We start from the raw sequence: 24,420 nt of genomic DNA, 5'->3' as shown, positions 1-24,420 counted from the left end.
GATCCTCTGGGGACGCCACCGATCCGGCGACGGGTGGGGACGAGCCGTGTCAGACGGACCGCGTCCCGCTGCAACGGGACGCGTCGCGGCCGGGACTACTCGTCGAGCGCGAGTTCTTTCGGCAGCTCGAGGTCGCGGGTCGTGAGCTCTTCGACGTTCACGTCTTTGAAGGTGAGCACCCGGACCGACTTGACGAAGCGGTCGGAACGGTAGACGTCCCACACCCAGACGTCGGTCATCGACAGTTCGAAGTAGAAGTCGTGCTCGGTGTCGCGCCGGACGAGGTCGACCTCGTTGGCCAGGTAGAAGCGCCGCTCGGTCTCGACCACGTAGCGGAACTGCGACACCACGTCGCGGTACTCGCGGTACAGCGCGAGCTCGACCTCGCGGTCGTAGTCTTCGAAATCGTCCTCGTCCATCGGAGGATCATCTTACGCGGCCCCCGGGGCGGCGGACGCCCGATGGCCCGCCGGCTCTTGGCCCTGGTCCTGGCCCTCGCCCTGGCCCTGGCCCTGGCCCTGGCCCTGGCCCTGGCCCTGGCCCTGGCCCTGGCCCTGGGGTCAGTGCAACCAGGTGAGACGGTGCAGCGGCGACGGCCCCAGCTCGGACAGGGCCCCGTAGTGCGCCGACGAGCCGTAGCCCTTGTTGCCGGCCCAGCCGTAGCCCGGGTGGACGCCGTCGGCCTCGATCATCAGCCGGTCGCGCTCGACCTTGGCGATGACCGACGCCGCCGCCACCGACGCGCAGTCGCGGTCGGCCTTGACCCGGGTCGTGATGCGGGGCGGGGTGGCGAGCTGGGGCGACAGGTAGTCGTGGTTGCCGTCGAGCACCACGACGGACTGCATGATGCCGACGCCCGCGTGGTGCAGGGCGGTGAGGGCACGCTTGCCCGCCAGCCCGAGGGCGACGACGATGCCCAGCCGATCGACCTCGTGTGCCTCGGCGTAGCCCACCGCGTGGTGGGACACCCAGGCCGTCGCCAGCGGGTACAACGCCTCACGGCGCTTCTCGGACAGGAGCTTCGAGTCGCGCAGGCCCTCGGGGACGTCGAGGCACTCGACGTGGACCGCCCCGAGCCCGACGGCGACCGGCCCGGCGATGGCGCCGCGGCCGACCTCGTCGCAGCCGATGACCCAGGTCGCTCCCGAGGCGTGCAGCTCGCGTTCGACCTCGAGGGTCGGGTCGACGACGGGGCTCATTCGCCCTCTCGTTCGGTGCCGCGGAAGACGTCGGGGTAGTCGCCGAGCCACGTCCACCGGTCGGTGGGCCAGCTGATGACGAAGGCACGCCCGACGACGTCGCTCATCGGGACGAATCCCTTGCTCGGGGTGGCGCCGTTGTAGCGGCTGTCCTTCGAGTTGTAGCGGTTGTCGCCCATGACCCACAGGGAGTCGGCGGGCACCGTGACCGAGAAGTCGTCGGCCGAGACGCGGGTCTCACCCGGGGGCAGGTTCACGTAGGGCTCGTCGAGGGGGACGCCGTTGACCGACATCTGCCCGAAGTCGTTGCAGCACTCGACCGTGTCGCCCGGCAGGCCGATCACCCGCTTGATGAGGTGGTCGTTGCTGTCTTGTGCACCGAGCCCGACCTGCGTGAGGAACCACGAGATGCCGTCGGACACGGGGTTGCCGGTGGTGGTGCTGATCGGCGCCGTGCCGTCGAGCCACCCACCCGGGTCGGTGAACACGACCACGTCGCCCCGCTTGACGTCGACGAGGTCGGGCACGAGCTCGTTGACGATGATGCGGTCGTTGATCTGGAGCGTCTGTTCCATCGAACCCGAGGGGATGTAGAACGACCGGATCAGGAACGTCTTGATGAGGAACGAGATGAGGAGGGCCGCCAGGAAGATGACGAGGACGTCGCGCACGAACGTGCCGATGCCGCGCTTCTTGCCGTCGTCGCGTCGAGGACGCAGGGCGCGCCTCACTGTGTCATTCGTCATTTAACCACCCGAGCTCCCCGCCATCTTAGATGGCGGGGAGCTCGGAGGATGTCGCTGGAGGGCGTGACTAGTTGTCGCGCTTCTCCTTGATCTTGGCCTTCTTGCCGCGCAGTTCGCGCAGGTAGTAGAGCTTGGCGCGACGGACGGCACCACGGCTGACGACCTCGATGTGGTCGATGACCGGGGAGTGCACCGGGAAGGTGCGCTCGACGCCGACCTGGAAGCTCACCTTGCGGACCGTGAAGGTCTCGCGGATGCCCTCGTTCTGCTTGCCGATGACGACACCCTGGAAGACCTGGACGCGCGAGCGCGTGCCTTCGATGATGTTGACGTGCACCTTGACGGTGTCGCCGGCACGGAAGTCGGGGACGTCCGAGCGGAGGTTGGCGGAGTCAACCGCGTCGAGGATGTGCATTGTCGTTCGCTCTCTGCAACCGCCACAGGTCGACTGCGTGTCTGGGGCGCGTCACGCGCCCGTCATGATGAAGAAGGTGTGCTCTGGATCGGCAGACTCCCCTGTGGCAGAGTCGTGCGCAGGCACAAGTGTCAAGTGTGCCACAGCACGGGCCCCCGTGTCAGCCTCGCGGCGTGATGGTGATGACCGGGCCGTCGTCGCCGTAGCCGGGCCGACGCCCCGCGGCGGCCCCGGTGCCCGAGGCGACCCTCTCGAGATCGGCGAGCGACGTGGCCATGCGGGCCCGCGCCTCCTGGACGAACTGCCACAGGGCCGAGGCGAAGAGGCCGACGCCCGCCGCGATCGTCACGACGGCGCAGAGCGCGAACAGGGCGGTCGAGAGGTCGAGGGACGAGACCCCGCCGGCGACCTGCGTGAAGGCCGACGCGGACCGGGACTCGGCGGAACTGTCGACGATGAAGAACCCCAGACCGAGCTGGCCGAGCCAGGACAGGGTGAGCAGACCGACGTCGGCCCACGACACGGCCTTGGCCTGCCGGACGCTGCGGCGACCCACCACCACACCGGTGGCCACCGCCTGCCCCACGAAGAGCAGGGGCACGAGCAGCAGCTGGCCGACGAACTGCAGTCCCAGCGGGACGCCGAAGAACGCCCGGCCCAGCAGCACCCAGAGCGGCAGCACGAACACGGCCACCCAGAGGAGGCGGTAGAAGACCCGGCGCATCGTCATGCGGTCGAGGCTACGAAACGATCGTGAAGAATGGCTGCATGATCGAACTGCGCACTCCCGACGAGATCGAGCGCATGCGGCCCGCCGGAGCCTTCGTCGCCCGCGTGCTCGACGCGGCCAGAGCTGCAGCCCGACCGGGGGTCGACCTGCTCGAGATCGACGCGCTCGCGCACCGCATGATCCGCGAGGCGGGCGCCGAGAGTTGCTACGTCGACTACCACCCCTCGTTCGGCGCGAGTCCGTTCGGCAAGGTGATCTGCACGTCGGTCAACGACGCGGCCCTGCACGGCCTGCCGCACCGCTACCGCCTGCGTGACGGAGACCTGCTCAGCCTCGACTTCGCCGCCTCGGTGGACGGCTGGGTCGCCGACTCGGCCGTGTCGTTCGTCGTCGGCGAGCAGGCGTCGCCGGAGGACCTCCGCCTGATCGAGACGTGCGAGGTCGCACTCGACGCCGGCATCGCCGCCCTGAGGCCGGGTGCCAAGCTGGGCGACGTCTCGGCCGCGATCGGCCAGGTCGCGCGTGGTGCGGGCTACGGGGTCAACCTGCAGTTCGGCGGCCACGGGGTCGGACGGACGATGCACGGGGATCCCCACGTGCCGAACGACGGACGCGCGGGCCGGGGTTGGCCGGTGCGGCCCGGGCTCGTGGTCGCGATCGAGCCGTGGCTGATGCGGGGCACCGACGAGATCGTCACCGACGCCGACGGCTGGACGCTGCGCAGCGTCGACGGCTCGAGGGCGGCGCACGTCGAACACACCGTCGCCGTCACCGAGGACGGACCGCTCGTGCTCACCGCACGCGGCTGAACCGGACGGGCCGGGGCCTCGGGCCCTGGCCTGGGCCTCAGCCGGCGGACCCCGTCAGTCGAGCAGGTCGGGACGCACCCGGCGGGTGCGTTCGAGCTGCTGCTCACGACGCCAGGTCGCGATGGCCGCGTGGTTGCCGCTGAGCAGCACCGGAGGCACGTCGAGACCCCGCCAGGACGCCGGCTTGGTGTAGCTGGGGTACTCGAGCAGGCCGTCTTCGTGGCTCTCTTCGGTGAGGCTCTCGGGGTTGCCCACCACACCCGGGACGAGACGCCCGATGGCCTCGATCATCGCCGTGACGGCGACCTCGCCACCGTTCAGCACGTAGTCGCCGAGGCTGATCTCGCGAACGGTCGCCCGGGTGGCGGCGTGCTCGACGACGCGCTGGTCGATGCCCTCGTAACGGCCGCAGGTGAAGACGAGGTGGGGCGCGAACGCGAGCTCACGAGCCGTGGCCTGGGTGAACGGCGTGCCGGCCGGCGACGGGACGATCATGATCGTGTCGTCGGGCGTGGACGTCTCGCCGAAGACGTGGTCGAGCGCCTCGCCCCAGGGCTCGGGGCGCATGACCATGCCGGCGCCGCCACCGTACGGCGTGTCGTCGACGGTGCGGTGCCGGTCGTGCGTGAAGTCACGCAGGTCGTGCACCTCGACGTCGAGCAGTTTCTGCTGCCGCGCCTTGCCGAGCAACGAGATGTCGAGCACCCCGAAGAACTCGGGGAAGATCGACACGATGTCGATGCGCACGCGTCAGCGCTCGTCGTCGGAAGCGGACTCGCCGTCGGAGACGGGCTCGTCGACGCCGTCGGAGACAGGCTCGTCGACGCCGTCGGAGACAGGCTCGTCGACGCCGTCGGATGCCGACTCGTCGTCCGTGTCGTCGGCCAGCTCTTCGAAGAGCCCCTGCGGCGGGGTCACGACGACCACGCCGGCCTCGACGTCGACCTTCGGCACGAGAGCCGAGACGAACGGGACGAGCACCTCGCCCGACGCGGTGTCGACCGCGAGCAGGTCTTGGGCCGGCATGTGGTCGACCCGGGCCACGGTGCCGACGACGACGCCGTCACGTTCGACGCGGAGGCCGACCAGCTGGTGGTCGTACCAGGCGTCGTCCTCGTGCGGCAGTTCGTCGGTGTCTTGGTCGACCCAGAGGATCGCCTTGACGAGGGACTCGGCGGCAGTGCGGTCGTCGACGCCCTCGAAGAAGCCGACCGGGTGGCTGTTGTACCAGCGCAACTCGGTGAGGGTGAGGGTCTTGTCGTGCCAGGCACTGTCGGCGGGCACCTGCAGGCGGAACACGGCACCCGGCACGAAGCGCTGCTCGGGGGTGTCGGTGAAGAGTTCGAGCTTGAGGGCGCCCTTGAGGCCGTGGGCCTTGGTGAGGCGCCCCACCCGGAGTTCGGTCTTGCGGTCGGACGGCACGGTTCTAGAGATCGCCGTCGACGACGTCGACCCGGACGCGCTTGCCGTCGGCCAGAGCCGTGACCAGGGTGCGGAGGGCCTTGGCGGTGCGACCGGCACGGCCGATCACGCGACCGAGGTCGTCCGCGTGGACGTGCACCTCGAGGACGTCGCCTCGCGGGGAGTTCTTCTCCACGACCTGCACCTCGTCCGGGTGATCGACGATCCCCCGGACGAGGTGTTCGAGTGCAGGTGCGAGCACCGACTACGCCTCGGTGGTCTCGGCGTCGTCGCTGGACTCGGCGGGCGCCTCGGCCTTGACGGCGGGCTTCTCGGTCTTGGGCACGAGGACCGGCTTCTTCTTCTCGTCGGCGACGAAGGCCTCTTTCGGGGCCTTGGTCTTGACGGTGCTGACGGCGTCGGCGTCGCCCTTGAACTTGCCCCAGTCACCCGTGAGCTTCAGCAGCGCGGCGACCTGCTCGGTCGGCTGTGCGCCGACGCCGAGCCAGTACTGCGCACGCTCCGACTCGACCTCGATGAACGAGGGCTCTTCGGTCGGGTGGTACTTGCCGATCTCTTCGATGACGCGACCGTCGCGCTTGGTGCGCGAGTCGGCGACGACGATGCGGTAGTAGGGGGCGCGGATCTTGCCCATGCGCTTGAGACGGATCTTGACAGCCACAATTCTCCTGTGTGATGTGATGTGGGCGAGTTGCCAGCCGTGAGCGTGGGGGCACACTCGGCTCGAAAGCTCTGATGGGAGTCGAACGTCGCCTGATTAGAGGGTCGGACGACGGAAGACTCGACCTCCCATTGTTGCAGACGAAAGGCCATCTGCACGAATTGCGTCGCGTCGTGTCCGACACCGCGCCTCCTCGGCGTCACGGGACGACCCGGGAGGCGCCGGCCAGCCCGGCGGACGGCCCCCTCGGGCCCTCGGCTGGCAGGATGGACCCGCCCTGACGCCCACGGGAAGGCCACGCGGATGCGCATCGATTTCACGACCTCAGAGCGGTCGACCCTCGGCGTCGAGTGGGAGCTCGCCCTCGTCGACCACGAGTCGGGCGAGCTGGCACCGCACGCCCCCGCGATCCTCGCCGACCTGGCGCACGTGAACGACGGCGGTCCCGAGCGCCTGACCAACGAACTGCTCACCAACACGGTCGAGGTCGTCACGGGCGTCCACCGCCGTGTCGCCGACGCCGTCGACGACCTGAAGGGCACGATCGACCAGGTCCGCGGCCCCGCGTCGGTGCTCGGCGCCGACCTGATGTGCGCCGGGACGCACCCCTACAGCCGCTACGTCGACCAAGAGGTGACCCCCGGCAAGGAGCGCTACGCGACCCTGATCGACCGCACGCGCTGGTGGGGTCGCCAGATGATGATCTGGGGCGTCCACGTGCACGTCGGCATCGACGACCGCGACAAGGCGCTGCCGATCCTGAACGGCATGCTCACCTACCTGCCGCACTTCCAGGCCCTGACCGCGTCGAGCCCGTTCTGGGTCGGCGAAGAGACGGGATACGCCTCGAACCGCGCCCTGATGTTCCAGCAGCTGCCGACGGCGGGACTGCCGCCCCAGTTCGCGACCTGGTCCGAGTACGAGGCCATGGTGGCCGACATGACCCACACCGGCGTGATCGACGACCACAGCGAACTGCGCTGGGACCTCCGCCCCTCGCCGAAGTGGGGCACCCTCGAGACCCGCGTCTTCGACGGCATCGCGACGACCGACGAGCTCTCCGCCGTGACGGCGCTGGTGCAGTGCCTGGTCGACGACATGTCCGAGCGGCTCGACCGCGGCGAGAGCCTGCCGCAGATGCAACCGTGGTTCGTCCGCGAGAACAAGTGGCGCGCGGCCCGATACGGCATGGACGCCATCGTGATCCAGAACGCCGCCGGTGACGAACGACTGGTGACGGACGACCTGCGCGAGCTCGTGACGACGCTCGAGCCGGCGGCCGACCGCCTCGGCTGCCTCGACGAACTGCACTCGCTCGCCACGATCACCGACCGCGGGGCCAGCTACCAGCGCCAGCTCGCCGTGGCCGCCGCCCACGGCGGAGACCTCCGGCCCGTCGTGGCCTCGCTGGTCCGCGAGTTCGACGAGGGGTTGTCCGCAGCCGAGTGAGCCGCTGCGTCCGGCACCACGCACGGACGACGACGCCCGCCCCGCATCAGGCGGGACGGGCGTCGGCGACCGTCAGGAGGCGCGGGTCGGGTCAGCCGCGCCCGAGCATCTTCTGCAGCGACGCGAGCTCTTCGGGCGAGGGTGCGGTGCCGCCGGCCGTGGCTCCACCACCGCCGCCGAGCCCGAAGCCCGAACCGCCGGGAGCCGAGGACGCCGGCTTGGCGCCGGTGGCGAGGGCGGCGTTCTGGGCGGCACGCTTCGCCGGGTTGCCGGCCTTCGAGCCCTTCTTCTTGGGCTGTGACTTCTTGCCGGCGTAGGAGGCCCCGGGGATCGGGCCCATGCCGGGGACCTGGGGCACGCCACCCTTGGCGACGGTCTTCATCATCTTCGAGGCCTGCTCGAAGCGCTGGACGAGCTGGTTGACGTCGGTGACGGTCATGCCCGAGCCCCGGGCGATGCGCAGTCGACGCGAGCCGTTGAGCAGCTTGGGCATCGCGCGCTCTTGCTGGGTCATCGACTGGATGATCGCCTCGGTGCGGACGATCTCGCGCTCGTCGAAGTTCTCGAGCTGCTCGCGCATGCCCTTGGCGCCCGGCAGCATGCCGAGCATGCCCTTGATCGAGCCCATCTTGCGCAGCTGCTGCATCTGCGTGAGGAAGTCGTCGAGCGTGAAGGAGTCGGTCGCGATCTTCTGGGCGACCGCCATCGCCTCTTCTTCGTCGAAGGCCTGCTGGGCCTGCTCGATGAGCGAGAGGATGTCACCGAGGTCGAGGATGCGGCTCGCCATGCGGTCGGGGTGGAACGGCTCGAAGTCGTCGAGCGACTCGCCCGTCGACGCGAACATGATGGGGCGGCCGGTGACCGACGCGACGCTGAGGGCGGCACCACCGCGGGCGTCGCCGTCGAGCTTCGAGAGCACAACGCCGGTGAAGTCGACACCGTCCTGGAAGGCCTTGGCGGTGGCCACGGCGTCCTGACCGATCATCGCGTCGATGACGAAGAGCACCTCGTCGGGGTCGACGGCCTTGCGGATGTTCGCGGCCTGCTTCATGAGCTCGGCGTCGACGCCGAGACGACCGGCCGTGTCGACGATGACGGTGTCGTACTGCTTGTCGCGGGCGTACTTGATGGCCTGCTTGGCGACCTTGACGGGGTCGCCGACGCCGTTGCCGGGCTCGGGTGCGAAGACGTGGGCCCCGGCCTGCTCACCGACGACCTGCAGCTGCGTCACCGCGTTGGGGCGCTGGAGGTCGGCCGCGACGAGCATGGGCGTGTGGCCGTCCTTCGCGAGCCACTTGGCCAGCTTGCCCGCGAGGGTCGTCTTGCCGGCACCCTGGAGGCCCGCGAGCATGATGACGGTCGGCGGGTTCTTGGCGAACTCGAGCCGACGCTGCTGACCACCGAGGATCTGCACCAGTTCTTCGTTGACGATCTGGACGACCTGCTGCGCCGGGTTGAGGGCCTTGCTGACCTCGTCGCCGAGGGCGCGGTCGCGCACCGTGTTCGTGAACGCCTTGACGACGTCGAACGCGACGTCGGCGTCGAGCAGGGCGCGACGGATCTCGCGCACGGTGCCGTCGACGTCGGCGGGGCTCAGCTTGCCCTTGTTGCGGAGGTTCTTGAACGTTTCCGCGAGGCGGTCGGAGAGGGTTCCAAAAGTGGCCATGGTGCGCCCATCTTAACCGACCGTCGGCGTCCTGCGCTGCGTGGCCGCGCCTCCTGGGCTCGGTTTTGTTGTACTCGGTGCATCAATGCGGTTACGCTCGGGGCATGACCACGACGCGACGTGTCGGCCTGACGGGTCCGCCGCTCGACTACCGCGAGGGGCTGCGCCTGCAGCGGCAGCTGCACGCCGACGTGGTGGCCGGTCGACTCGACTCGGCCCTCGTCCTCTGCCAGCACCCGTCCGTCTACACGGCGGGTACGCGGACGCAGCCGACCGACCTGCCTCGCGACGGCTCCCCCGGCGTCCCGGTCGACCGCGGCGGACGCATCACCTGGCACGGCCCCGGCCAGCTCGTGGCGTACCCGATCGTGCGCCTGCCCGAACCGCTCGACGTCGTCGCGCACGTCCGAGCACTCGAGGCGTGCCTGATCGACGTGTGCTCGGGCGTCGGAGTGTCGGCCGTGCGCGTGGCGGGGCGCAGCGGCGCCTGGGTGCGGGGGCCCCTCGGTGACGAGAAGGTCGCGGCGGTCGGCGTGCGGGTCGCCGAGGGCGTGACGATGCACGGTGTCGCGGTCAATTGCGACGCCGACCTGTCCCCCTACGCCCAGATCGTGCCCTGCGGCATCACGGACGCCGGCGTCACCAGCCTGACCCGCGCCTCCGGGAGGCGCGTGGCCGTCACCGACGTCGCGGACGCCCTCGAGGCGACCCTGACCGCCTACCTGACCGGCCTCGAGACCGCCGACCGCCTGCCTGCCCGACCCGACCCCGTGGGAGCCCACCGATGACGACGACCGCCCCCGAGGGCCGACGCCTTCTGCGCGTCGAGGCCCGCAACGCCGAGACCCCGATCGAGAAGAAGCCGGCCTGGATCAAGACGACCGCGAGGCAGGGCCCCGAGTACCGAGCGCTGACCGAGCTCGTGGTCGACAAGAAGCTGCACACCGTCTGCCAGGAGGCCGGCTGCCCGAACATCTTCGAGTGCTGGGAGGACCGCGAGGCCACGTTCCTCATCGGCGGCTCGCAGTGCACGCGCCGCTGCGACTTCTGTCAGATCGACACGGGCAAACCGAGCCCGCTCGACCGCCGCGAGCCCCTCTCGGTCGCCGAGTCGGTGCGCGAGATGGGGCTGCGCTACGCGACCGTCACGGGCGTCGCGCGCGACGACCTCGACGACGGAGGCGCGTGGCTCTACGCCGAGACCATCTGGCGCATCCACGAGCTGAACCCGGGCACGGGCGTCGAGATCCTCGTCCCCGACTTCACCGGTCGCCCCGACCTGCTCGGGCAGGTCTTCGACGCCCGGCCCGAGGTCTTCGCCCACAACGTCGAGACGGTGCCGCGCATCTTCAAGCGCATCCGTCCCGCGTTCACCTTCGAGCGGTCCCTCGACGTCATCACGCAGGGGCACGACGCCGGGCTCGTGACGAAGTCGAACCTCATCCTCGGCATGGGCGAAGAACGGGGTGAGGTGATCGACGCCCTCGAACGCCTCCGGGAGGCGCACACCGACATCATCACGCTGACCCAGTACCTGCGCCCCAGCCCGCGGCACCTGCCGGTCGCCCGGTGGGTGCACCCGGACGAGTTCGTCGACTTCCGCGAGATCGCGGAGGACATGGGCTTCAGCGGCGTGCTCGCCGGGCCGCTCGTGCGGTCGTCGTACCGTGCGGGTCGGCTGTGGGCGCGGGCGACCGAGGCACGCGGCGGGGTCGTGCCCGAGGCGCTGCGGCACCTGCTCGAGGCGGGGGCCGGACGCCAGGCCGTGTGACGCGCGCTGGAGTGGACGCAGGAGGCGCGGGTCGCGTGACCCGCGCCTCCTGCGTTTCGGTCGACGGCAGCTAGGCGATCAGGTTCTGGACGCGCGCTGGAGCTCAGGGCGACGCGCCAGCGGCGCCGCGACGCCAGCGCCGAGGGAACCTGCGACCGAGGACCGAGTCGACAGCGTCGACGGCAGCTAGGCGATCAGGTTCTGCACGAACACGTGGGGGGTGAAGCCGGTGAGGTCGCCGATGCCCTCGCCCTGACCGACGAGCTTGATCGGGATGCCGGTCTGCTCTTGCACCGCGAGGACGAAACCGCCCCGGGCCGAGCCGTCGAGCTTCGTCAGGACGAGGCCGGTCACCCCGGCGTGCTCGATGAAGGCCTGCGCCTGGGCCAGGCCGTTCTGGCCGGTCGTCGCGTCGAGCACGAGCAGCACCTCGGCGATCTCGGTCTGCTTCTCGACGACGCGCTTGATCTTGCCGAGCTCGTCCATCAGGCCCGACTTCGTCTGCAGGCGCCCCGCCGTGTCGATGAGGACGATCTCGATGCCCTCGCGCATGGCGAGCTCGACCGTCTGGAACGCCACCGACGCCGGGTCCTGGCCCTGCTGCTGGGGGCGGACGATGCGGGCGCCGGCACGCTCGGCCCAGGTCGCGACCTGCTCGACGGCGGCCGCGCGGAAGGTGTCGGCCGCACCCACGACGACCGAGCGGTCGTAGTTGCGCAGGAACTTGGCGAACTTGCCGATGGTCGTCGTCTTGCCGACGCCGTTGACGCCGACCATGAGCACCACGGCGGGTCGGGCGCTGAGCTTGAGGGTCGAGTCGAGCTTCGAGAGCCGTTCCTCGAGCGTCTCGCGCAGCATGCGCTTGAGGTCGGCGGGGTCGGTGGTCGAGTAGCGCTGCACCTTCGCCTGCAGGTCGTCGATGATCTGCTCGGTCACGTCGGGGCCGAAGTCGGCGCCGATCAGGGCGGCCTCGAGGTCGTCCCACGTGGTCTCGTCGATCGTCTTCTTGGCGAACATGCCACGGAGGGCACCGGAGAGGGACCAGGGAGAAGCCATGCGGGCCAGCATATTCGGCCCCGGGCGAGACCGCGGACGTGCAGAGGCTGTAAGCTCGCCAGGTTGAAGGGGAGTACTCCCACGCGGTGGCGTCGTCAATACGGAAGAGACCGATCTCGACCCGGTGCACCGGTTCGCAGCCGTCCTGATCAGGACGCGACGCGAGTGGAGGAGACCTTCGGTACCCGCTGCGTACTGGAGGTACACACATGGACGTCCACTTCTTGACCTGGGCGATCACCATCGCCGGCATCATCGGCCTGCTGTTCTTCGACTTCTTCAGTCACGTCCGCACGCCGCACGAGCCGACGATCCGCGAGTCGGCCATCTGGTCGGGCGTCTACATCGGCATCGCCATCCTGTTCGGCGTCGGCGTCGGCGTCTTCTCGAACTGGACCTTCGGTGGCGAGTACTTCGCCGGCTACATCACCGAGAAGGCCCTCTCGGTCGACAACCTGTTCGTCTTCCTGATCATCATGACGAGCTTCGCGGTGCCCCGCATCTACCAGCAGAAGGTGCTGCTCGTCGGCATCGCCATCGCCCTGCTCTCGCGTGGTCTGTTCATCGCGGCCGGCGTCGTCATCATCGAGAACTTCTCGTGGGTCTTCTACCTCTTCGGCATCCTGCTCTTCTGGCTCGCCTACAGCCAGGTCAAGGGCGGCCACGGCGACGACGAGAAGGACGAGGCGGACAGCAAGCTCATCCGCGCCCTCCGCCGCGTCATCCCGACCTCCACGGACTACGACGGCCAGAAGCTGACCACCAAGGTCGACGGCAAGCGCCTCTTCACCCCGCTCTTCCTCGTGATGGTCGCGATCGGCCTGACCGACGTGCTCTTCGCCCTCGACTCGATCCCCGCCATCTTCGGCCTCACGCAAGAGGCGTACATCGTCTTCACGGCGAACGCGTTCTCGCTGCTCGGCCTGCGTCAGCTGTACTTCCTGATCTCGGGTCTGCTCGAGCGCCTCGTCTACCTGGCCCAGGGCCTGGCGGTCATCCTCGCCTTCATCGGCGTCAAGCTGCTGTTCCACGCCCTCCACGTCAACGAGGTGCCGTTCATCAACGGCGGCGAGCCGATCACGTGGATTCCCGAGATCCCGATCTGGTTCTCGCTCGGCTTCATCGTGCTGACCATCGCCGTCGCGACGGTCGCCAGCCTCGCGAAGACCCGACGGGACGCCCGTGCGAAGGCCGGCGTCACGGCGAGCACCGACGACGACCACTGATCCCCCGACGGGCGGCCTCCCTCCGGGGCCGCCCGTCGTCACTCCCCCGCGGCACCGCCGCGGCCGCACCATCGAACGGAACACCCCGATGCGCCTCGAACTCATCCGCCACGGTCAGACCGACTGGAACCTCGCCGACAAGCTCCAGGGCTCGTCCGACATCCCGCTGAACGACACGGGACGCGGCCAGGCCCTCGAGGCGGCGCGTCTGCTGGCCGGCGTCGAGTGGAGCGCCATCGTGTCGTCGCCGCTCGGGCGCGCCCGCGAGACCGCACAGATCATCGCCGCCGAACTCGGCATCGAACTCGGCGACGCCTACGCCGAGCTGATCGAGCGCGACTACGCCTCGCACGAGGGTCGCACGCCCGAGTCGCCGATCCCCGACCAGCCGAACGCCGACTACCCCGACATCGAGCCGCGCGAGTCGGTCGCCGCCCGGGGCATCGGCGCGCTCGAGATGATCCGCGACACGCGACTGCCGCTCGACGGTGACGACGCCCACATCGTCGTCGTCTGCCACGGCACGATCATCCGCTTCACCCTCGCCGAGATCCTCGGCCGCGAGGTCCCGCACATCGAGAACGCCGCGGCGAACACGGTCGAGTGGGACGGCACCGCCTGGCGCGTGCTGAGCATCAACGGCGGGGTCGTCGACACGCCGATCGACTGACACCCGGTGCCCCATGGGGCACGACGAGAACGCAGGAGGCGCGGCCACGCAGGTCGCGCCTCCTGCGTTTCTCGTCGGGTCGGGTCGGGGTCCTGCCCTGGCCTGGCCTGGCCTGGTACGAGCCGACCGACGCGAGGGCTGACCCCGTACTGAACCCGACCGCTCGGGGGGGGTCGGGACGTGCCGAACCCGACCTCTCGCATGGCTCACGGCGTGCCGAACCCGACAACTCGTGCGCGACGCGCCGCTCAGTTTTCTCTGAGCAGTCGGCTGGAGGCCTCCTGGTCGCGAATTGCACAGGAGGGGCGGGCGGGGAGGAGCGAGCGGAGCGGGCAGGGGCGGGGCGGGTGGTTCCGCTGGGGAGGGCGAGCGGGGGTCAGGAGGCGGCGGGGGCGGGGGCGGCGGTGCCGCGCTCGGCGACGACGCGCTGGCCGACGACGGCGCTGACACCGTCCTGACGCATCGAGACGCCGTAGAGGGCGTCGGCGATCTCCATCGTGCGCTTCTGGTGCGTGATGACGATGAGCTGGCTGGACTCGCGCAGGTCCTCGAAGATGGTCAGCAACCGGCCGAGGTTCGCGTCGTCGAGGGCCGCCTCGACCTCGTCCATGATGTAGAACGGGCTCGGCCGGGCCTTGAAGATCGCGATCAGCAGCGCCACGGCGGCCAGCGACCGCTCGCCGCCCGACAGCAGCGACAGCCGCTCGATCTTCTTGCCGGCCGGCTTCACCGTCACCTCGATGCCGGTCGCCAGCAGGTCGTCGGGGTCGGTCAGGTGCAGCGAGCCGCTGCCTCCCGGGAAGAGGATCGGGAACACCTGGTCGAAGGCGGCCTGGGTGTCGGCGAACGCGCTCGCGAAGATGGTCTGCATCTTGTCGTCGATCTCGTCGATGATCGTCAGCAGGTCCTTGCGGGTGCCGGTCAGGTCGGTGAGCTGTTCGGTCAGGAAGACGTGGCGCTGCTCGAGCGCCGCGAACTCCTCGAGGGCCAGCGGGTTGACCCGCCCGAGCCGCGCGAGCTTCTTCTCGGCCACGGCGAGCCGCCGCTGCTGGGCCGCCCGGTCGAAGGGCACGCCCCGAGGAGGCGCGGCGTCGGCCCCCGGGAGGGTCGCGTCGTCGAGGTCGGCGGCACCGTGGGGTGCGCGATCGGCGGCCGGGGCGGCGCGCTCCCCCGCGGCGTCGACGTCGCCCACGGCGTCGACGTCGCCCACGGCGTCGACGTCGCCCACGGTTTGCTCCTCCCCCGCGGCGTCGACGTCGACGAGGTCGACCTCGTCGTCGACGGACGGGCGGGCCACGACCTCGTCGTCGCTCGGCACGGGCACGTGCGGCCCGTACTCGGCCACGAGCACGTCCTCGACGAGGCCGAGCTCGGAGCCGGCCCGTTCGAGCAGCCCGGACAGGTGCAGCTTCTGCTCGTAGATCTCCATCTCGAGACCGTGCACGCTCTCGGTCACGGTGGCGAGCCGGTCGCGCAGCTCGCGCTCGGCCCGGCGCAGCGCCTGCAGCTCGGTGTTCTGCTCGGCCCGGGCCGCCTCGGCCTCGGCCAGCACCGCGCGCGCCTCGGCCACCGACCGGGCGACCGCGTCCAGGGTCGGCGGCAAGGCCTCGAGCACGGAGGACGTGGCGGCCATCTGGCGCTGGCGCACCACCGTCCGACGCGCCTGGAGCTCGGCGGCCGCCCGTTGCTCGTCGAGCTGGCGTTGCAGGGCCTCGGCCCGGGCGATCTCGGCCCGGACCCGTTCGCGGACGGTCTCGAGGGCGATGCGGCGCTCGGTCTCGACGGCCCGCGCGGCCTCGACCTCGGCCAGCAGGCCGTCGCGCGCCGACGCGTCGAGCAGCGGACGCGGGCGGGCAAGGTGCTCGTCGTGGGCGGCCGACGCGGCGTCGACGGCGCGGCTCGCGGCGTCGACGGCCTCGACCGACGCGTCGAGGGCGTCCGAGAGACGGTCGACCTCGGCCTCGGCGGCCTCGACCCGGGCACGCAGACGACCGAGCTGCTGCCCGTGGGAGGTGACCCGCGCCTCCTCGTCCCGGGCGGCTGCCGCCGCCTCTTTCGCACGGGTGCGCGTCGTGGCGAGCCGCTCCCGCAGCTCGGCGAGTTCGGGGGCGAGACGCTCGATCTCGGTGGCCACGCCGGTGAGCCGGTCGGCGGCCGCGTCACGCTCGGCGACGAGCTCGAGGCGCGACCGCTCGGCGCCCGACCCGCCGCGCAGCACGTAGTCGGTCAGCACCTCGCCCGCCCGCGTGATGACGGTCACGGGGACCGGATGGCCGGCGAGTGCCTGCCAGGCCGAGCGCGCGACCACGAGGTCGTCGGCCACGACGGTGGCGGCCAGCAGCCCGAGCACCCCGGGAGGCGCGGTGACGACGGCCGTGGCGGCGACGGCTCCGGTCGGGAGGTCGACGTCGAGCGTCGACAGGGGCCGCACGGGCTCGGCCACGACGACCTCGACCCGGCCGAGCTCGGCCTCGGTGGCATGCGCGACGGCGTCGACCGCGGCCTCGACGTCGTCGGCCAGAACCGAGTCGACCACGCTGCCGAGCGCCGCGGCGACGGCGGCCTCGTAACCGGGACGCACCTGCACGTGCTCGGCCACCAGGCCGCGGATGCCCGGTCGGCCCGCGGCCACGAGAGCGGCCGTGGCATCGTTCTGGTCGAGGGCGAGAGACAGGGCGCTCCGCCGGGCCGCGAGGGCGTCGCGCTCGCGTTCGGCCGCGTGCAGGCGGTCGCGCAGCTCGTCGACGCTCGCCGTGAGAGCCGTCAGTCGTTCTTCGGCCTCGGCCTGGACGGCAGCGTGATCGACCCCGTCGACGTCGGCGCGCGGCGACCGCTGCTCGAGCTCGGCGTACTCGGCCCGCCCGGCGTCACGACGCGCCTCGGCGGCCTGGAGCGCGGCGCGCTGACGCAGCTGCTCGCCACGGACGGCGGCGAGCCCCGACCGCGCCGTCTCGAGGGCGCCGCGCAAGCGGGTCGCCTCGAGGTCGTGCCGGGAGACGAGGACGCTCTGCGCCTGGATCTCGACGTCGAGGGCGTCGAGGGAGGCACGGGCCGTGGCCAGCTCGGCCCCGGCCGCCCCCACCGCCGCCTCGGCCTGCGAGACGTCGCCGCGCAGGCGCTCGGCCTCGTCGCGGGCGTCGGCGACCATGCCCGCGCTGACGGTGGTCGCCACGGCGGGCTGGTCCGCCTGCTGGGCGAGCAGCTGGAGACGCTGCTGCGCGAGGCTCGACAGGCTGCGCAGGCGCTCGTGGACCGACTCGAGTCCGAAGACCACCCGGCGGGCGTCGTCGACGGCGTCGCCGACCATGGCCTGCTCGAGGCGGTGCTCGCGCTGCTTGTTCTCGTCGAGGCGGTCCTGCAGCACGATGCGCTCGCTCTTGCGCTCGGCCTCGGTGCTCGACCGGGCCGTGAGCGACTCGCGCAGGGCGACGACCTCGTCGGCCAACAGACGGGCGCGGGCGTCCCGGACGACCGCGGCGATGGTCTGCGCCTCGCGGGCGATCTCGGCCTGGCGCCCGAGCGGCTTGAGTTGACGGCGGAGCTCGCCCGCGAGATCGCTGAGCCGCGTCAGGTTCGTCTGCATGGCCTCGAGCTTGCGGAGGGTCTTCTCCTTGCGGCGACGGTGCTTGAGGATGCCGGCGGCCTCCTCGACGAAGCCCCGGCGGTCCTCCGGGGTGGCACGCAGCACGGCGTCGAGCTGCCCCTGCCCCACGATGACGTGCATCTCGCGGCCGAGGCCGGAGTCGCTGAGCAGCTCTTGCACGTCGAGCAGCCGGCAGCCCTCGCCGTTGATGGCGTACTCGCTGCCACCGTTGCGGAAGAGGGTGCGGCTGATCGTCACCTCGGTGTAGTCGATCGGCAGGGCCCCGTCGGAGTTGTCGATCGTCAACACGACCTGCGCCCGACCGAGCGGGCCGCGGGTGGAGGTGCCGGCGAAGATGACGTCCTCCATCTTGCCGCCGCGGAGGTTCTTCGCCCCCTGCTCGCCCATCACCCAGGCGAGGGCGTCGACGACGTTGCTCTTGCCCGAACCGTTCGGGCCGACGACGCAGGTGACCCCCGGCTCGAAGGCGAACGTGGTCGCCGAGGCGAACGACTTGAAGCCCTTGAGCGTGAGGCTCTTCAGGTACATGCGCCGCGCCTCCTCGGGGCTCGTGACGGGTGGTGGACAGGGCGGACCGGGGCGCGGACGACAGGTCGTGACCCGTTCTCAAGGATACGGGTGGCGGCCCCGCCGTCCGGGGAGGCGGGCGGCGCCGGACGAGGCGGGGATCAGCGCGTGCGCACCCGCTGGCAGCGGGGGCAGAAGTGGCTCGAGCGGTTCATGAACGCCTCGCGCACGATGGGGGTGCCGCACCGCGGGCAGGGGCGTCCCTGCTGCCCGTACGCGGCGAGGCTGTGGCTGAAGTAGCCGGACTGGCCGTTGACGTTGACGTACTGGGCGTCGAAGCTCGTCCCGCCCTCGCCGAGCGCCTTGAGCAGCACGACCCGCACCTCGGCCAGCAGCACGCGCGCACGCGCCCTCGACAACGACTCGGTGGGCTGCTCGGGGTGGACCCGCGCGGCCCAGAGGCTCTCGTCGGCGTAGATGTTGCCCACCCCGCTCAGCAGACCCTGGTCGAGGAGCGCACGCTTCACCCCGGTCCGGCGGGCCAGCAGGCGGGTGATCACCCGCGACTCGTCGAAGGCCGGGTCGAGCGGGTCGCGAGCGATGTGCGAGACCTGCTGCGGGACCCGGCGCACCCACGCGGCCGGATCGGCGTCGGTCCCGGCGGCGGTGATCGTCGGGGCGTCCGTGCCGGCCTCGCCAGCAGCCTCGACATCGGACCCCAGGAGGCGCGGGCCGGCGAACCCCGCCGCCCGCCCGTCCGGCGTGGGCACGGTCTCGTCGAGGGCCATCGAGCCGAAGATGCGCTGGTCGACGAAGGCGAGTCGCACGGGGCCGAGCGACGGACTCTCGACCTCGAGCCGGATGCGCATCAGGCGGTCTGGCTCGGCGTCCCGGCTACGGAGCAGCACCTGCCCGCTCATGCCGAGGTGAGCCACGAGGGCCAGGGGGTGCTCGTGCGGCTCGGCCGGCTCGAACGGGAACCAGAGGAACTTGCCCCGGCGGACGGCCGAGTCGATCGTGCCGCCGACCAGCCGGTCGACGAAGTCGTCGCTCGGACCGCGGTGCCGCTTGAGCGACCGCTGGTCGAGGACGTCGACCGCCGTCACCACGGCACCGGCCACCACGGGGTGCAGACCGGCCCGGACGACCTCGACCTCGGGCAGTTCGGGCACGGTCAGTCGGCGGAGGCGGAGGCGGCGGCCCGACGGGCGGCGGCCACACCGGCGGCCGACGCGTTGAGCGACGTCCAGGCCCCGAGCGCGGCGGCCATCTCGGCCTGCTTCTTGCTGCTGCCCGACCCCTCGGCGACGCCCTGCTCGTCACCCAGGGCCACGACGGCGTGGAAGCGCTTGTCGTGATCGGGGCCGCTGTCGGTCACCGAGTACGAGGGCATGCCGCGCCCCAGGGTCGCGGCCAGCTCTTGCAGGCTGGTCTTGGGGTCCATCGCGGCACCGAAGCGATCGGGGTCGACGAGCAGCGGCGCCACGAGACGCAGCACGAGTGCCGTGGCGGCCTCGCCCCCGGCCTCGAGGTAGGTCGCACCGATGATGGCCTCGACGGTGTCGGCCAGGATCGAGTGCTTGTCGCGACCGCCGGTCAACTCTTCGCCGCGACCGAGGCGCAGGTGCGGGCCGAGCCCGATGATCCGCGCGACCTCGGCCAGGGCGACGGTGCTGACGAGACTGGCCCGACGCTTGGCGAGGTCGCCCTCGTCGAGGTCGGGGTTCTCGGTGAAGAGCATGACCGTGACGGCCTGGCCCAGGATGGAGTCACCGAGGAACTCGAGGCGCTCGTTGTTGCCGACGCCGCCGTGCTCGTACGAGTACGACCGGTGCGTGAGCGCCTGGTCGATCAGGTCGTCGCTGAGCTCGATCTGCAGTCGGGACAAGAGAACAGCCCGGTCGGCACCAGGGCTCGACTCGGGCTGACTCATGCGCTCACCGCGAGGGTGGACGGATTCACGTCGGTGATCAGACGTCGGCGACCTTGCGGCCCTTGTACTCCATGTACAGGGCGGTGCCGGCGCTGTCCTCGACGACCTTGGCACGGTGCGGGAGGCTGTAGGTGACCTTGCCGTTCTCGATCGTCTTGACGAGCTGGACCGGCGTGGCCTTCCACTGCGAACGACGAGCGTGCGTGTTGGAGCGTGACTGCTTGCGCTTCGGGACGGCCATGGGTTTCTCTTCTCTCTGTCGGCACCCTCACGGGTGCCTGGGTCTGACGATGGTGGGTGACGCGGTGGTGTTCAGTGCTGCTCGTCGGCCGGGCGCCGGTCGTCGTGACCGGTGCCCTGTGACGTGCCGTCGGCGGGTGCCGATTCAGCCTGGAACCCTGCCAGGGCCGACCAGCGGGGGTCGGCGATCTCGCGGGGCTGGTAGTCGGGGATGTCGTCCACGCGCTCGCCCGTTTCGGGGTCGAGGCCCGGACAATCCGGCCGACAGACCGGCTGGAAGGGCAGTGACAGAACCACTGCGTCTCTGACCACGGGTTCAAGATCCACGTGATCGTCTTGAACCTGATAGTCAAAAGCTTCGTCGACATCGTACGCGAAAAGCTCGGCGAAATCGACTTCGACGGGCTCGGAGATGTCACGGAGGCAGCGGCTGCACTCACCGACCGCCGTGCCCGAGACGTGCGCGGACACCAGGATGCCGTCGTGCAGCCCCTCGAGCTTGACGTCGATCGCGATCTCGGCACCCTTCGGCACCGAGATCTGGCCCTCGCCGAGCTTCTCGGGCACGACGACGTCGAGTTCGTGCTCGCGCATCTCGCCCGGACGGTGCACGAGGTCGAACACCGGGACGGTGTAGGGAGTCTGGGTGAAATGAGGCACGAAGAGAGAGTTTACGCCGTCGAGCCGGACGCCGCCTCCGTGCCCCCGACGAGCGATCGCGGCGCGATCGTCGCCGCGACGCGCTGCCCCACGGACGAGGAGGCGCGGAGCCCGTCGATCACGCGGCGCGCGTCCGCCTGCACCTGCCGGGCCGCCGGCTCGGCCCCGAAGCGCTCGGCCTGCAGGGCGTCCAGCAGCGCGACCGAGGCGACCCGCGCCTCCCGGACCCTGGTCGACCGGCCGGAGGACGGTGCGGTCGCCGTTCCGGTCACGGCACCGTGGCCGACGCCCCCTGCCCCGAGGCGCTGCGCCAGCAGGTCGACGACGGCCGGCGGGGTCATCGCGACCGTCACGGGGACACCCAGGTCTCGAGCCGTGTCGACCACCTCGTGCCAGGCGTGCAGCGCCAGGTCGGGCGGGGACGCCGACAGGCGACGTCGTCGACGGCCGGCGCGCAGACCCGAGGGGACGACGAGCGCGGCGAGCACGAGCGCCGCGAGCACCGCGAGGGCGATCGACGGGACGGGCCCGACGCCGGAGCCCGCACCGGAGGCGGCGGACGTCGGCGTGGCGCTCGCGCTCGGAGCCGCGCTGGTCGGGGCGGTCGAGGCCGACGGGGCCGTGCTCGCGTCGGGCGCGGTGCTCGCGTCGTCGCTGGGGACGTCGCTCGGCTCGACGCCGGTCTGCTGAAGGTACTGCTGAGGGGCGCCGAGGCCGACGGTCGGCTCGAAGGGGACCCAGCCGAGCCCGGCGAAGTACAGCTCGGGCCAGGTGTGCAGGTCGTCGCTGCTCACCCGGAACGCGGCGTCGTCGCCGACGCCCTGCAGGTCGCCCGGCAGGAAGCCCACGGCCACCCGCGAGGGGATGCCCAGCGTCCGGGCCATGACCGCCATCGCCGAGGCGAAGTGGACGCAGTACCCGCTGCGGACCTGCAGGAACGTCTCGATCGCGTCGAGGCCGCTGCCGTCGTAGCCTCGCTGGACCGGGGTGTCTTCCGAGTACGTGAAGTCGCCGTCGCGGAAGAAGTCCTGCAGCTCGACGGCCGCGTCGAACGGGTTGGCCGAGCCGGCGGTCACCTCGGCGGCGAGGTCGGTGACGGTCTGCGGCACCTCGTCGACCGAGAGGTAGGGCGCCATGTCGGGCCCCGTGTCGTCGAGCGAGGCGACGACCTGCTCGGGGCTCGGGTCGACGGGCCGACTCGTCACCTCGTACTCGAGGCCCTGCGTGCCCTCGGAGTCGCTGCGGACGGTGACGCCGCTCTCGTCGACGAACCGCCACTGGTCGTCGAGGCCCTCGATGGCGGTCGGCGGCACCGGGACGGGCAGGTACGGGCTGCGCAGCGCCCCGATCGTGACGTCGGTCGTGACGTCGCGTCGTGCGGTGCCCGGGTCGATGCCGGGAGCGTCGGGGAGGTTCTCGAGCGTGTTGAGCGGGTCGAGCGGCACGTCGGCGGGACTCCACGTGCGGCCCGAGAAGTCCACCAGGTCGACGAGCTTGAGATAGGTGCCCTGCCGGTCGTCGGTCCGGTACGACAGGACGGTGACCGGGGCACCCCGCCGCAGGTCGTCGCCGAGGTCGATGATCGGGTTCACGCCGGTCGCGAGGCCGGTACCGGTGCCCGAACCGGTCAACGGCGCCACACCTGTGAGGGGAACGACGGCCGTCAGCAGCCCGGCCACGGCGACGGACGCGGCGGCACCGACCAGACCGGCGCGCGAGGGTCGTCGCCCGGTGGAGACCATGAGCAGCACGAGGTAGGCCAGCACGGTCGCCACCACCCAGGGCCAGCTCGTGACGACGCCCGGCACGAAGGTCGGCACGGCCAGCACGAGGGCCGGGAAGACCCCGGTCACGACCGGCAGCTGCCCCACCGACGACAGCAGGTCGGTGACGACGGCGACCACGAGCACCGAGAGGGCCACCGTGACCAGCAGGCCGTCGTTGACCTCGACGGGGGCCGATCCCTCGACGATGGCCGCGTTCGCCTGAGCCGAGAGCTCGGGGATGCGCGCGAAGGTCGCCCCCGTCGGCACGACCCCGAGCAGGGCCGTCCCTCCGGAGGCGAAGGCCGTCGTGACGAGCGCGCCGAGGACCGCCCCGCCGACCACGCCCAGCCAGGAGGCGCCTCCCAGCGCCCGCACGGCGAGGGACGCACCCAGCACGACGGCGGCCACGACGGCACCCGCGACCCACCAGCCGACCCCGACGAAGACGGGGTGCAGGCTCGCCAGTGAGAGGACGAGCACGAGCCAGAGCAGGGCCGAGGTCTGCCGGCGGGCCGCGCCCGTGGGCTCGGCCCCGAAGAACCCGACGCGGGTCGACGAGTCAGTCATCGAGGACCCCCGAGGTCGTGATCAGGCGGCCGACGTCGACGCTCGAGTCGGTCTCGACGACCCGCCAGCCGGAGTCACGCAGGGCGCCGGCGACCTCGTCGGGGGCGAGCACGCGGTCGTCGCCCCGGCCCGGACCGTCGGCGAGGCGTGCGGGTCGTGAGGTCAGGCCGGCGCCGAGGGGCAGGGCGGCCGTCACGACGACGGCGACCGCCGACGACCCGGGAGCCCTCGAGGCGACGAGCAGGTCGAGGTCGAGCCGGCCCAGCCCGGAGACGACCGCCACGACGGGCTCCCGGGGAGACGGGGCGGGAGCCGGTGCCCCGAGCGCGTCGTCGAGCCGCAGGTCGGCGAGGTCGTCGAGGAACCCCGTGGTCGACTCCGGGTCGTGCCGGGCGACGAGCGTGCCGCCGGGTGTCGTCAGCACGGTCGCGGACCCCGCGTGGCCGATCTCGACCGCGATGGTGGCGGCGAACGAGACCGCCCACTCGAACGCGTCGCTGACGAGCGGGATCGCGGCGGTCGCCGGCCTCACCCGGACGCCGCTCGTCGGCGGCACCGTCGGGCGTGCGTCGGACCATCCCTCGGCCGCGACGGCGATGACGACCCGCGCGCTGGGCAGGCCGTGCTGCTCTTCTTGACGGACCATGAGCTCACCGTGCCGGGCGGTCGCCTTCCAGTGCACCCGACGCATCGGGTCACCCCGGCGGTACTCGCGCGTGACCGGATCGTCCTCGCCACCGGCCAGGCTGTGCTCGCGCTGCCTTCTCGACCCGTCACCCAGGGCACGGGACTCACGCCCGAGCCCCACCTCGACGACGTCGGGCACGACGACGAACTCGGCCACGCCGGCCGCCACGACCCGTCGCCGGGCGACGCCGTACGACTCGACGAGGTCGACGTGCAGGGGTCCGATGCGGTGCCGACCGCGCGGCAGATCGTGGTGACGGAAGACCGCCGAGGAGGCGCGGCCCGGCGCGAGCAGGACGGCCGCGGCCTCGGAGTCGGACAGTCGCCCGAACGGCAGCTGCTCGCGGACCCGCACGGTGCCGGAGGTCCGACCCCCTCGGGGAAGGACCGTGACCGTCTCGACGGCGGACCACCCCGCGACGCCGCGGTCGGGAGTGAAACGACGGGTGACCCGCACGTCGGCCGTGCGGAAGAGCAGGGAGACCGTGACGGTCACGATCAGGACGACGAGCGTCGAGCCGGCGAAGACGAGGGCCGGGGCCTGCAGCAGCCAGCCCACGAGCACGACGAGCACCCCGGCCGCGAGCACGCCGACGCCACGGCCGGTCGGCCTGGGGACCCCACCCCGTCTCACGG

General features: G+C 71.4%; 24 protein-coding genes. 6 read left to right on the top strand and 18 right to left on the bottom strand.

The window, feature by feature from the left end; all coding sequences use genetic code 11:
- Window positions 1–95: 95 nt before the first annotated feature.
- The 5 genes from ASG28_RS03040 to ASG28_RS03020 form a co-directional block, all read right to left on the bottom strand.
- The gene (locus ASG28_RS03040; RefSeq protein ID WP_043596320.1) at window positions 96–419 is read right to left on the bottom strand and encodes a DUF2469 domain-containing protein; all 324 of its coding nucleotides are present in this window, start codon (window positions 417–419) and stop codon (window positions 96–98) included.
- A gap of 141 nt (window positions 420–560) precedes the next feature.
- Window positions 561–1,199, bottom strand: coding sequence for a ribonuclease HII (locus tag ASG28_RS03035; RefSeq protein WP_055971885.1), 639 nt, complete (start codon window positions 1,197–1,199; stop codon window positions 561–563).
- Window positions 1,196–1,945 (bottom strand): signal peptidase I, encoded by a 750-nt coding sequence (gene lepB, locus ASG28_RS03030; protein ID WP_055971882.1) that lies wholly within the window; start codon window positions 1,943–1,945, stop codon window positions 1,196–1,198. Before lepB ends, ASG28_RS03035 begins: the two co-directional genes overlap by 4 nt.
- 67 nt (window positions 1,946–2,012) lie before the next feature.
- Window positions 2,013–2,360: a 50S ribosomal protein L19 gene (gene rplS, locus ASG28_RS03025; RefSeq protein ID WP_043596315.1), complete on the bottom strand. Its 348-nt coding sequence runs from the start codon at window positions 2,358–2,360 to the stop codon at window positions 2,013–2,015.
- Between the two features lie 160 nt (window positions 2,361–2,520).
- Complete coding sequence (locus tag ASG28_RS03020; RefSeq protein WP_055971879.1) at window positions 2,521–3,090, bottom strand: hypothetical protein; 570 nt, start codon at window positions 3,088–3,090, stop codon at window positions 2,521–2,523.
- A 38-nt stretch (window positions 3,091–3,128) separates the two neighbouring features.
- On the opposite strand from ASG28_RS03020, the gene map reads away from it, so the two are divergent.
- Entirely contained in the window at window positions 3,129–3,899 is a 771-nt protein-coding gene (gene map, locus ASG28_RS03015; protein ID WP_055971877.1) for a type I methionyl aminopeptidase, read from the top strand.
- A gap of 54 nt (window positions 3,900–3,953) precedes the next feature.
- Here the strand turns inward: map and trmD are convergent, their stop codons facing one another.
- The 4 genes from trmD to rpsP are packed head-to-tail and all read right to left on the bottom strand — an operon-like array spanning window position 3,954 to window position 5,982.
- Window positions 3,954–4,646, bottom strand: a complete 693-nt coding sequence (gene trmD, locus ASG28_RS03010) for a tRNA (guanosine(37)-N1)-methyltransferase TrmD (RefSeq protein ID WP_054145618.1) — start codon at window positions 4,644–4,646, stop codon at window positions 3,954–3,956.
- A 3-nt stretch (window positions 4,647–4,649) separates the two neighbouring features.
- Complete coding sequence (gene rimM, locus ASG28_RS03005) at window positions 4,650–5,321, bottom strand: ribosome maturation factor RimM (protein ID WP_235477495.1); 672 nt, start codon at window positions 5,319–5,321, stop codon at window positions 4,650–4,652.
- Window positions 5,322–5,325: 4 nt separating this feature from the next.
- On the bottom strand, window positions 5,326–5,562 hold the full coding sequence (locus tag ASG28_RS03000) for an RNA-binding protein (RefSeq protein ID WP_055971873.1): 237 nt from the start codon (window positions 5,560–5,562) through the stop codon (window positions 5,326–5,328).
- 3 nt (window positions 5,563–5,565) lie between these two features.
- On the bottom strand, window positions 5,566–5,982 hold the full coding sequence (rpsP, locus tag ASG28_RS02995) for a 30S ribosomal protein S16 (protein WP_055971869.1): 417 nt from the start codon (window positions 5,980–5,982) through the stop codon (window positions 5,566–5,568).
- Between the two features lie 303 nt (window positions 5,983–6,285).
- Here rpsP and ASG28_RS02990 point away from each other — a divergent pair, with 303 nt between their 5' ends.
- On the top strand, window positions 6,286–7,431 hold the full coding sequence (locus tag ASG28_RS02990) for a glutamate--cysteine ligase (protein ID WP_055971865.1): 1,146 nt from the start codon (window positions 6,286–6,288) through the stop codon (window positions 7,429–7,431).
- Between the two features lie 91 nt (window positions 7,432–7,522).
- Here ASG28_RS02990 and ffh read toward each other — a convergent pair whose 3' ends face one another.
- Window positions 7,523–9,097, bottom strand: coding sequence for a signal recognition particle protein (ffh, locus tag ASG28_RS02985; protein WP_055971862.1), 1,575 nt, complete (start codon window positions 9,095–9,097; stop codon window positions 7,523–7,525).
- Window positions 9,098–9,201: 104 nt separating this feature from the next.
- On the opposite strand from ffh, the gene lipB reads away from it, so the two are divergent.
- Together lipB and lipA are read left to right on the top strand one after the other, a co-directional pair.
- Window positions 9,202–9,885 carry a lipoyl(octanoyl) transferase LipB gene (lipB, locus tag ASG28_RS02980; protein WP_055971859.1) on the top strand — a complete coding sequence of 228 codons (684 nt, stop codon included), beginning with the start codon at window positions 9,202–9,204 and terminating at the stop codon, window positions 9,883–9,885.
- Window positions 9,882–10,868 (top strand): lipoyl synthase, encoded by a 987-nt coding sequence (lipA, locus tag ASG28_RS02975; RefSeq protein ID WP_055971856.1) that lies wholly within the window; start codon window positions 9,882–9,884, stop codon window positions 10,866–10,868. The genes lipB and lipA overlap by 4 nt, the downstream gene beginning before the upstream one ends.
- 186 nt (window positions 10,869–11,054) lie before the next feature.
- Here the strand turns inward: lipA and ftsY are convergent, their stop codons facing one another.
- Complete coding sequence (gene ftsY / locus ASG28_RS02970; protein ID WP_369813588.1) at window positions 11,055–11,936, bottom strand: signal recognition particle-docking protein FtsY; 882 nt, start codon at window positions 11,934–11,936, stop codon at window positions 11,055–11,057.
- A 197-nt stretch (window positions 11,937–12,133) separates the two neighbouring features.
- Here ftsY and ASG28_RS02965 point away from each other — a divergent pair, with 197 nt between their 5' ends.
- Together ASG28_RS02965 and ASG28_RS02960 are read left to right on the top strand one after the other, a co-directional pair.
- Window positions 12,134–13,150: a TerC family protein gene (locus ASG28_RS02965; RefSeq protein ID WP_055971853.1), complete on the top strand. Its 1,017-nt coding sequence runs from the start codon at window positions 12,134–12,136 to the stop codon at window positions 13,148–13,150.
- An 88-nt stretch (window positions 13,151–13,238) separates the two neighbouring features.
- The gene (locus ASG28_RS02960; protein WP_055971849.1) at window positions 13,239–13,820 is read left to right on the top strand and encodes a histidine phosphatase family protein; all 582 of its coding nucleotides are present in this window, start codon (window positions 13,239–13,241) and stop codon (window positions 13,818–13,820) included.
- Window positions 13,821–14,196: 376 nt separating this feature from the next.
- On the opposite strand, the gene ASG28_RS02955 is transcribed toward ASG28_RS02960, so the two are convergent.
- From ASG28_RS02955 to ASG28_RS02925, 7 genes are all read right to left on the bottom strand, one after another.
- On the bottom strand, window positions 14,197–17,952 hold the full coding sequence (locus ASG28_RS02955; RefSeq protein WP_055971846.1) for a chromosome segregation SMC family protein: 3,756 nt from the start codon (window positions 17,950–17,952) through the stop codon (window positions 14,197–14,199).
- Between the two features lie 140 nt (window positions 17,953–18,092).
- Complete coding sequence (locus ASG28_RS02950) at window positions 18,093–19,103, bottom strand: Fpg/Nei family DNA glycosylase (RefSeq protein ID WP_055971842.1); 1,011 nt, start codon at window positions 19,101–19,103, stop codon at window positions 18,093–18,095.
- Window positions 19,104–19,105: 2 nt separating this feature from the next.
- Window positions 19,106–19,864, bottom strand: coding sequence for a ribonuclease III (rnc, locus tag ASG28_RS02945; RefSeq protein ID WP_055971839.1), 759 nt, complete (start codon window positions 19,862–19,864; stop codon window positions 19,106–19,108).
- 37 nt (window positions 19,865–19,901) lie between these two features.
- Window positions 19,902–20,105 carry a 50S ribosomal protein L32 gene (rpmF, locus tag ASG28_RS02940; protein WP_043593937.1) on the bottom strand — a complete coding sequence of 68 codons (204 nt, stop codon included), beginning with the start codon at window positions 20,103–20,105 and terminating at the stop codon, window positions 19,902–19,904.
- Window positions 20,106–20,176: 71 nt separating this feature from the next.
- A complete protein-coding gene (locus ASG28_RS02935) occupies window positions 20,177–20,698 on the bottom strand; it encodes a YceD family protein (protein WP_082454705.1) in 522 nt (173 codons plus the stop codon).
- A gap of 77 nt (window positions 20,699–20,775) precedes the next feature.
- Window positions 20,776–23,097, bottom strand: coding sequence for a transglutaminaseTgpA domain-containing protein (locus ASG28_RS02930; protein WP_055971834.1), 2,322 nt, complete (start codon window positions 23,095–23,097; stop codon window positions 20,776–20,778).
- Complete coding sequence (locus tag ASG28_RS02925) at window positions 23,090–24,418, bottom strand: DUF58 domain-containing protein (protein WP_157485623.1); 1,329 nt, start codon at window positions 24,416–24,418, stop codon at window positions 23,090–23,092. Before ASG28_RS02925 ends, ASG28_RS02930 begins: the two co-directional genes overlap by 8 nt.
- Window positions 24,419–24,420 lie beyond the last annotated feature (2 nt).

The sequence above is a fragment of the Frigoribacterium sp. Leaf415 genome (genome assembly GCF_001424645.1).
In the GTDB taxonomy this organism is placed as follows: Bacteria; Actinomycetota; Actinomycetes; order Actinomycetales; family Microbacteriaceae; genus Frigoribacterium.
The sequence above is the reverse complement of the archived record's forward strand: the minus strand, read 5'-3'. Positions and strand labels throughout refer to the sequence as shown.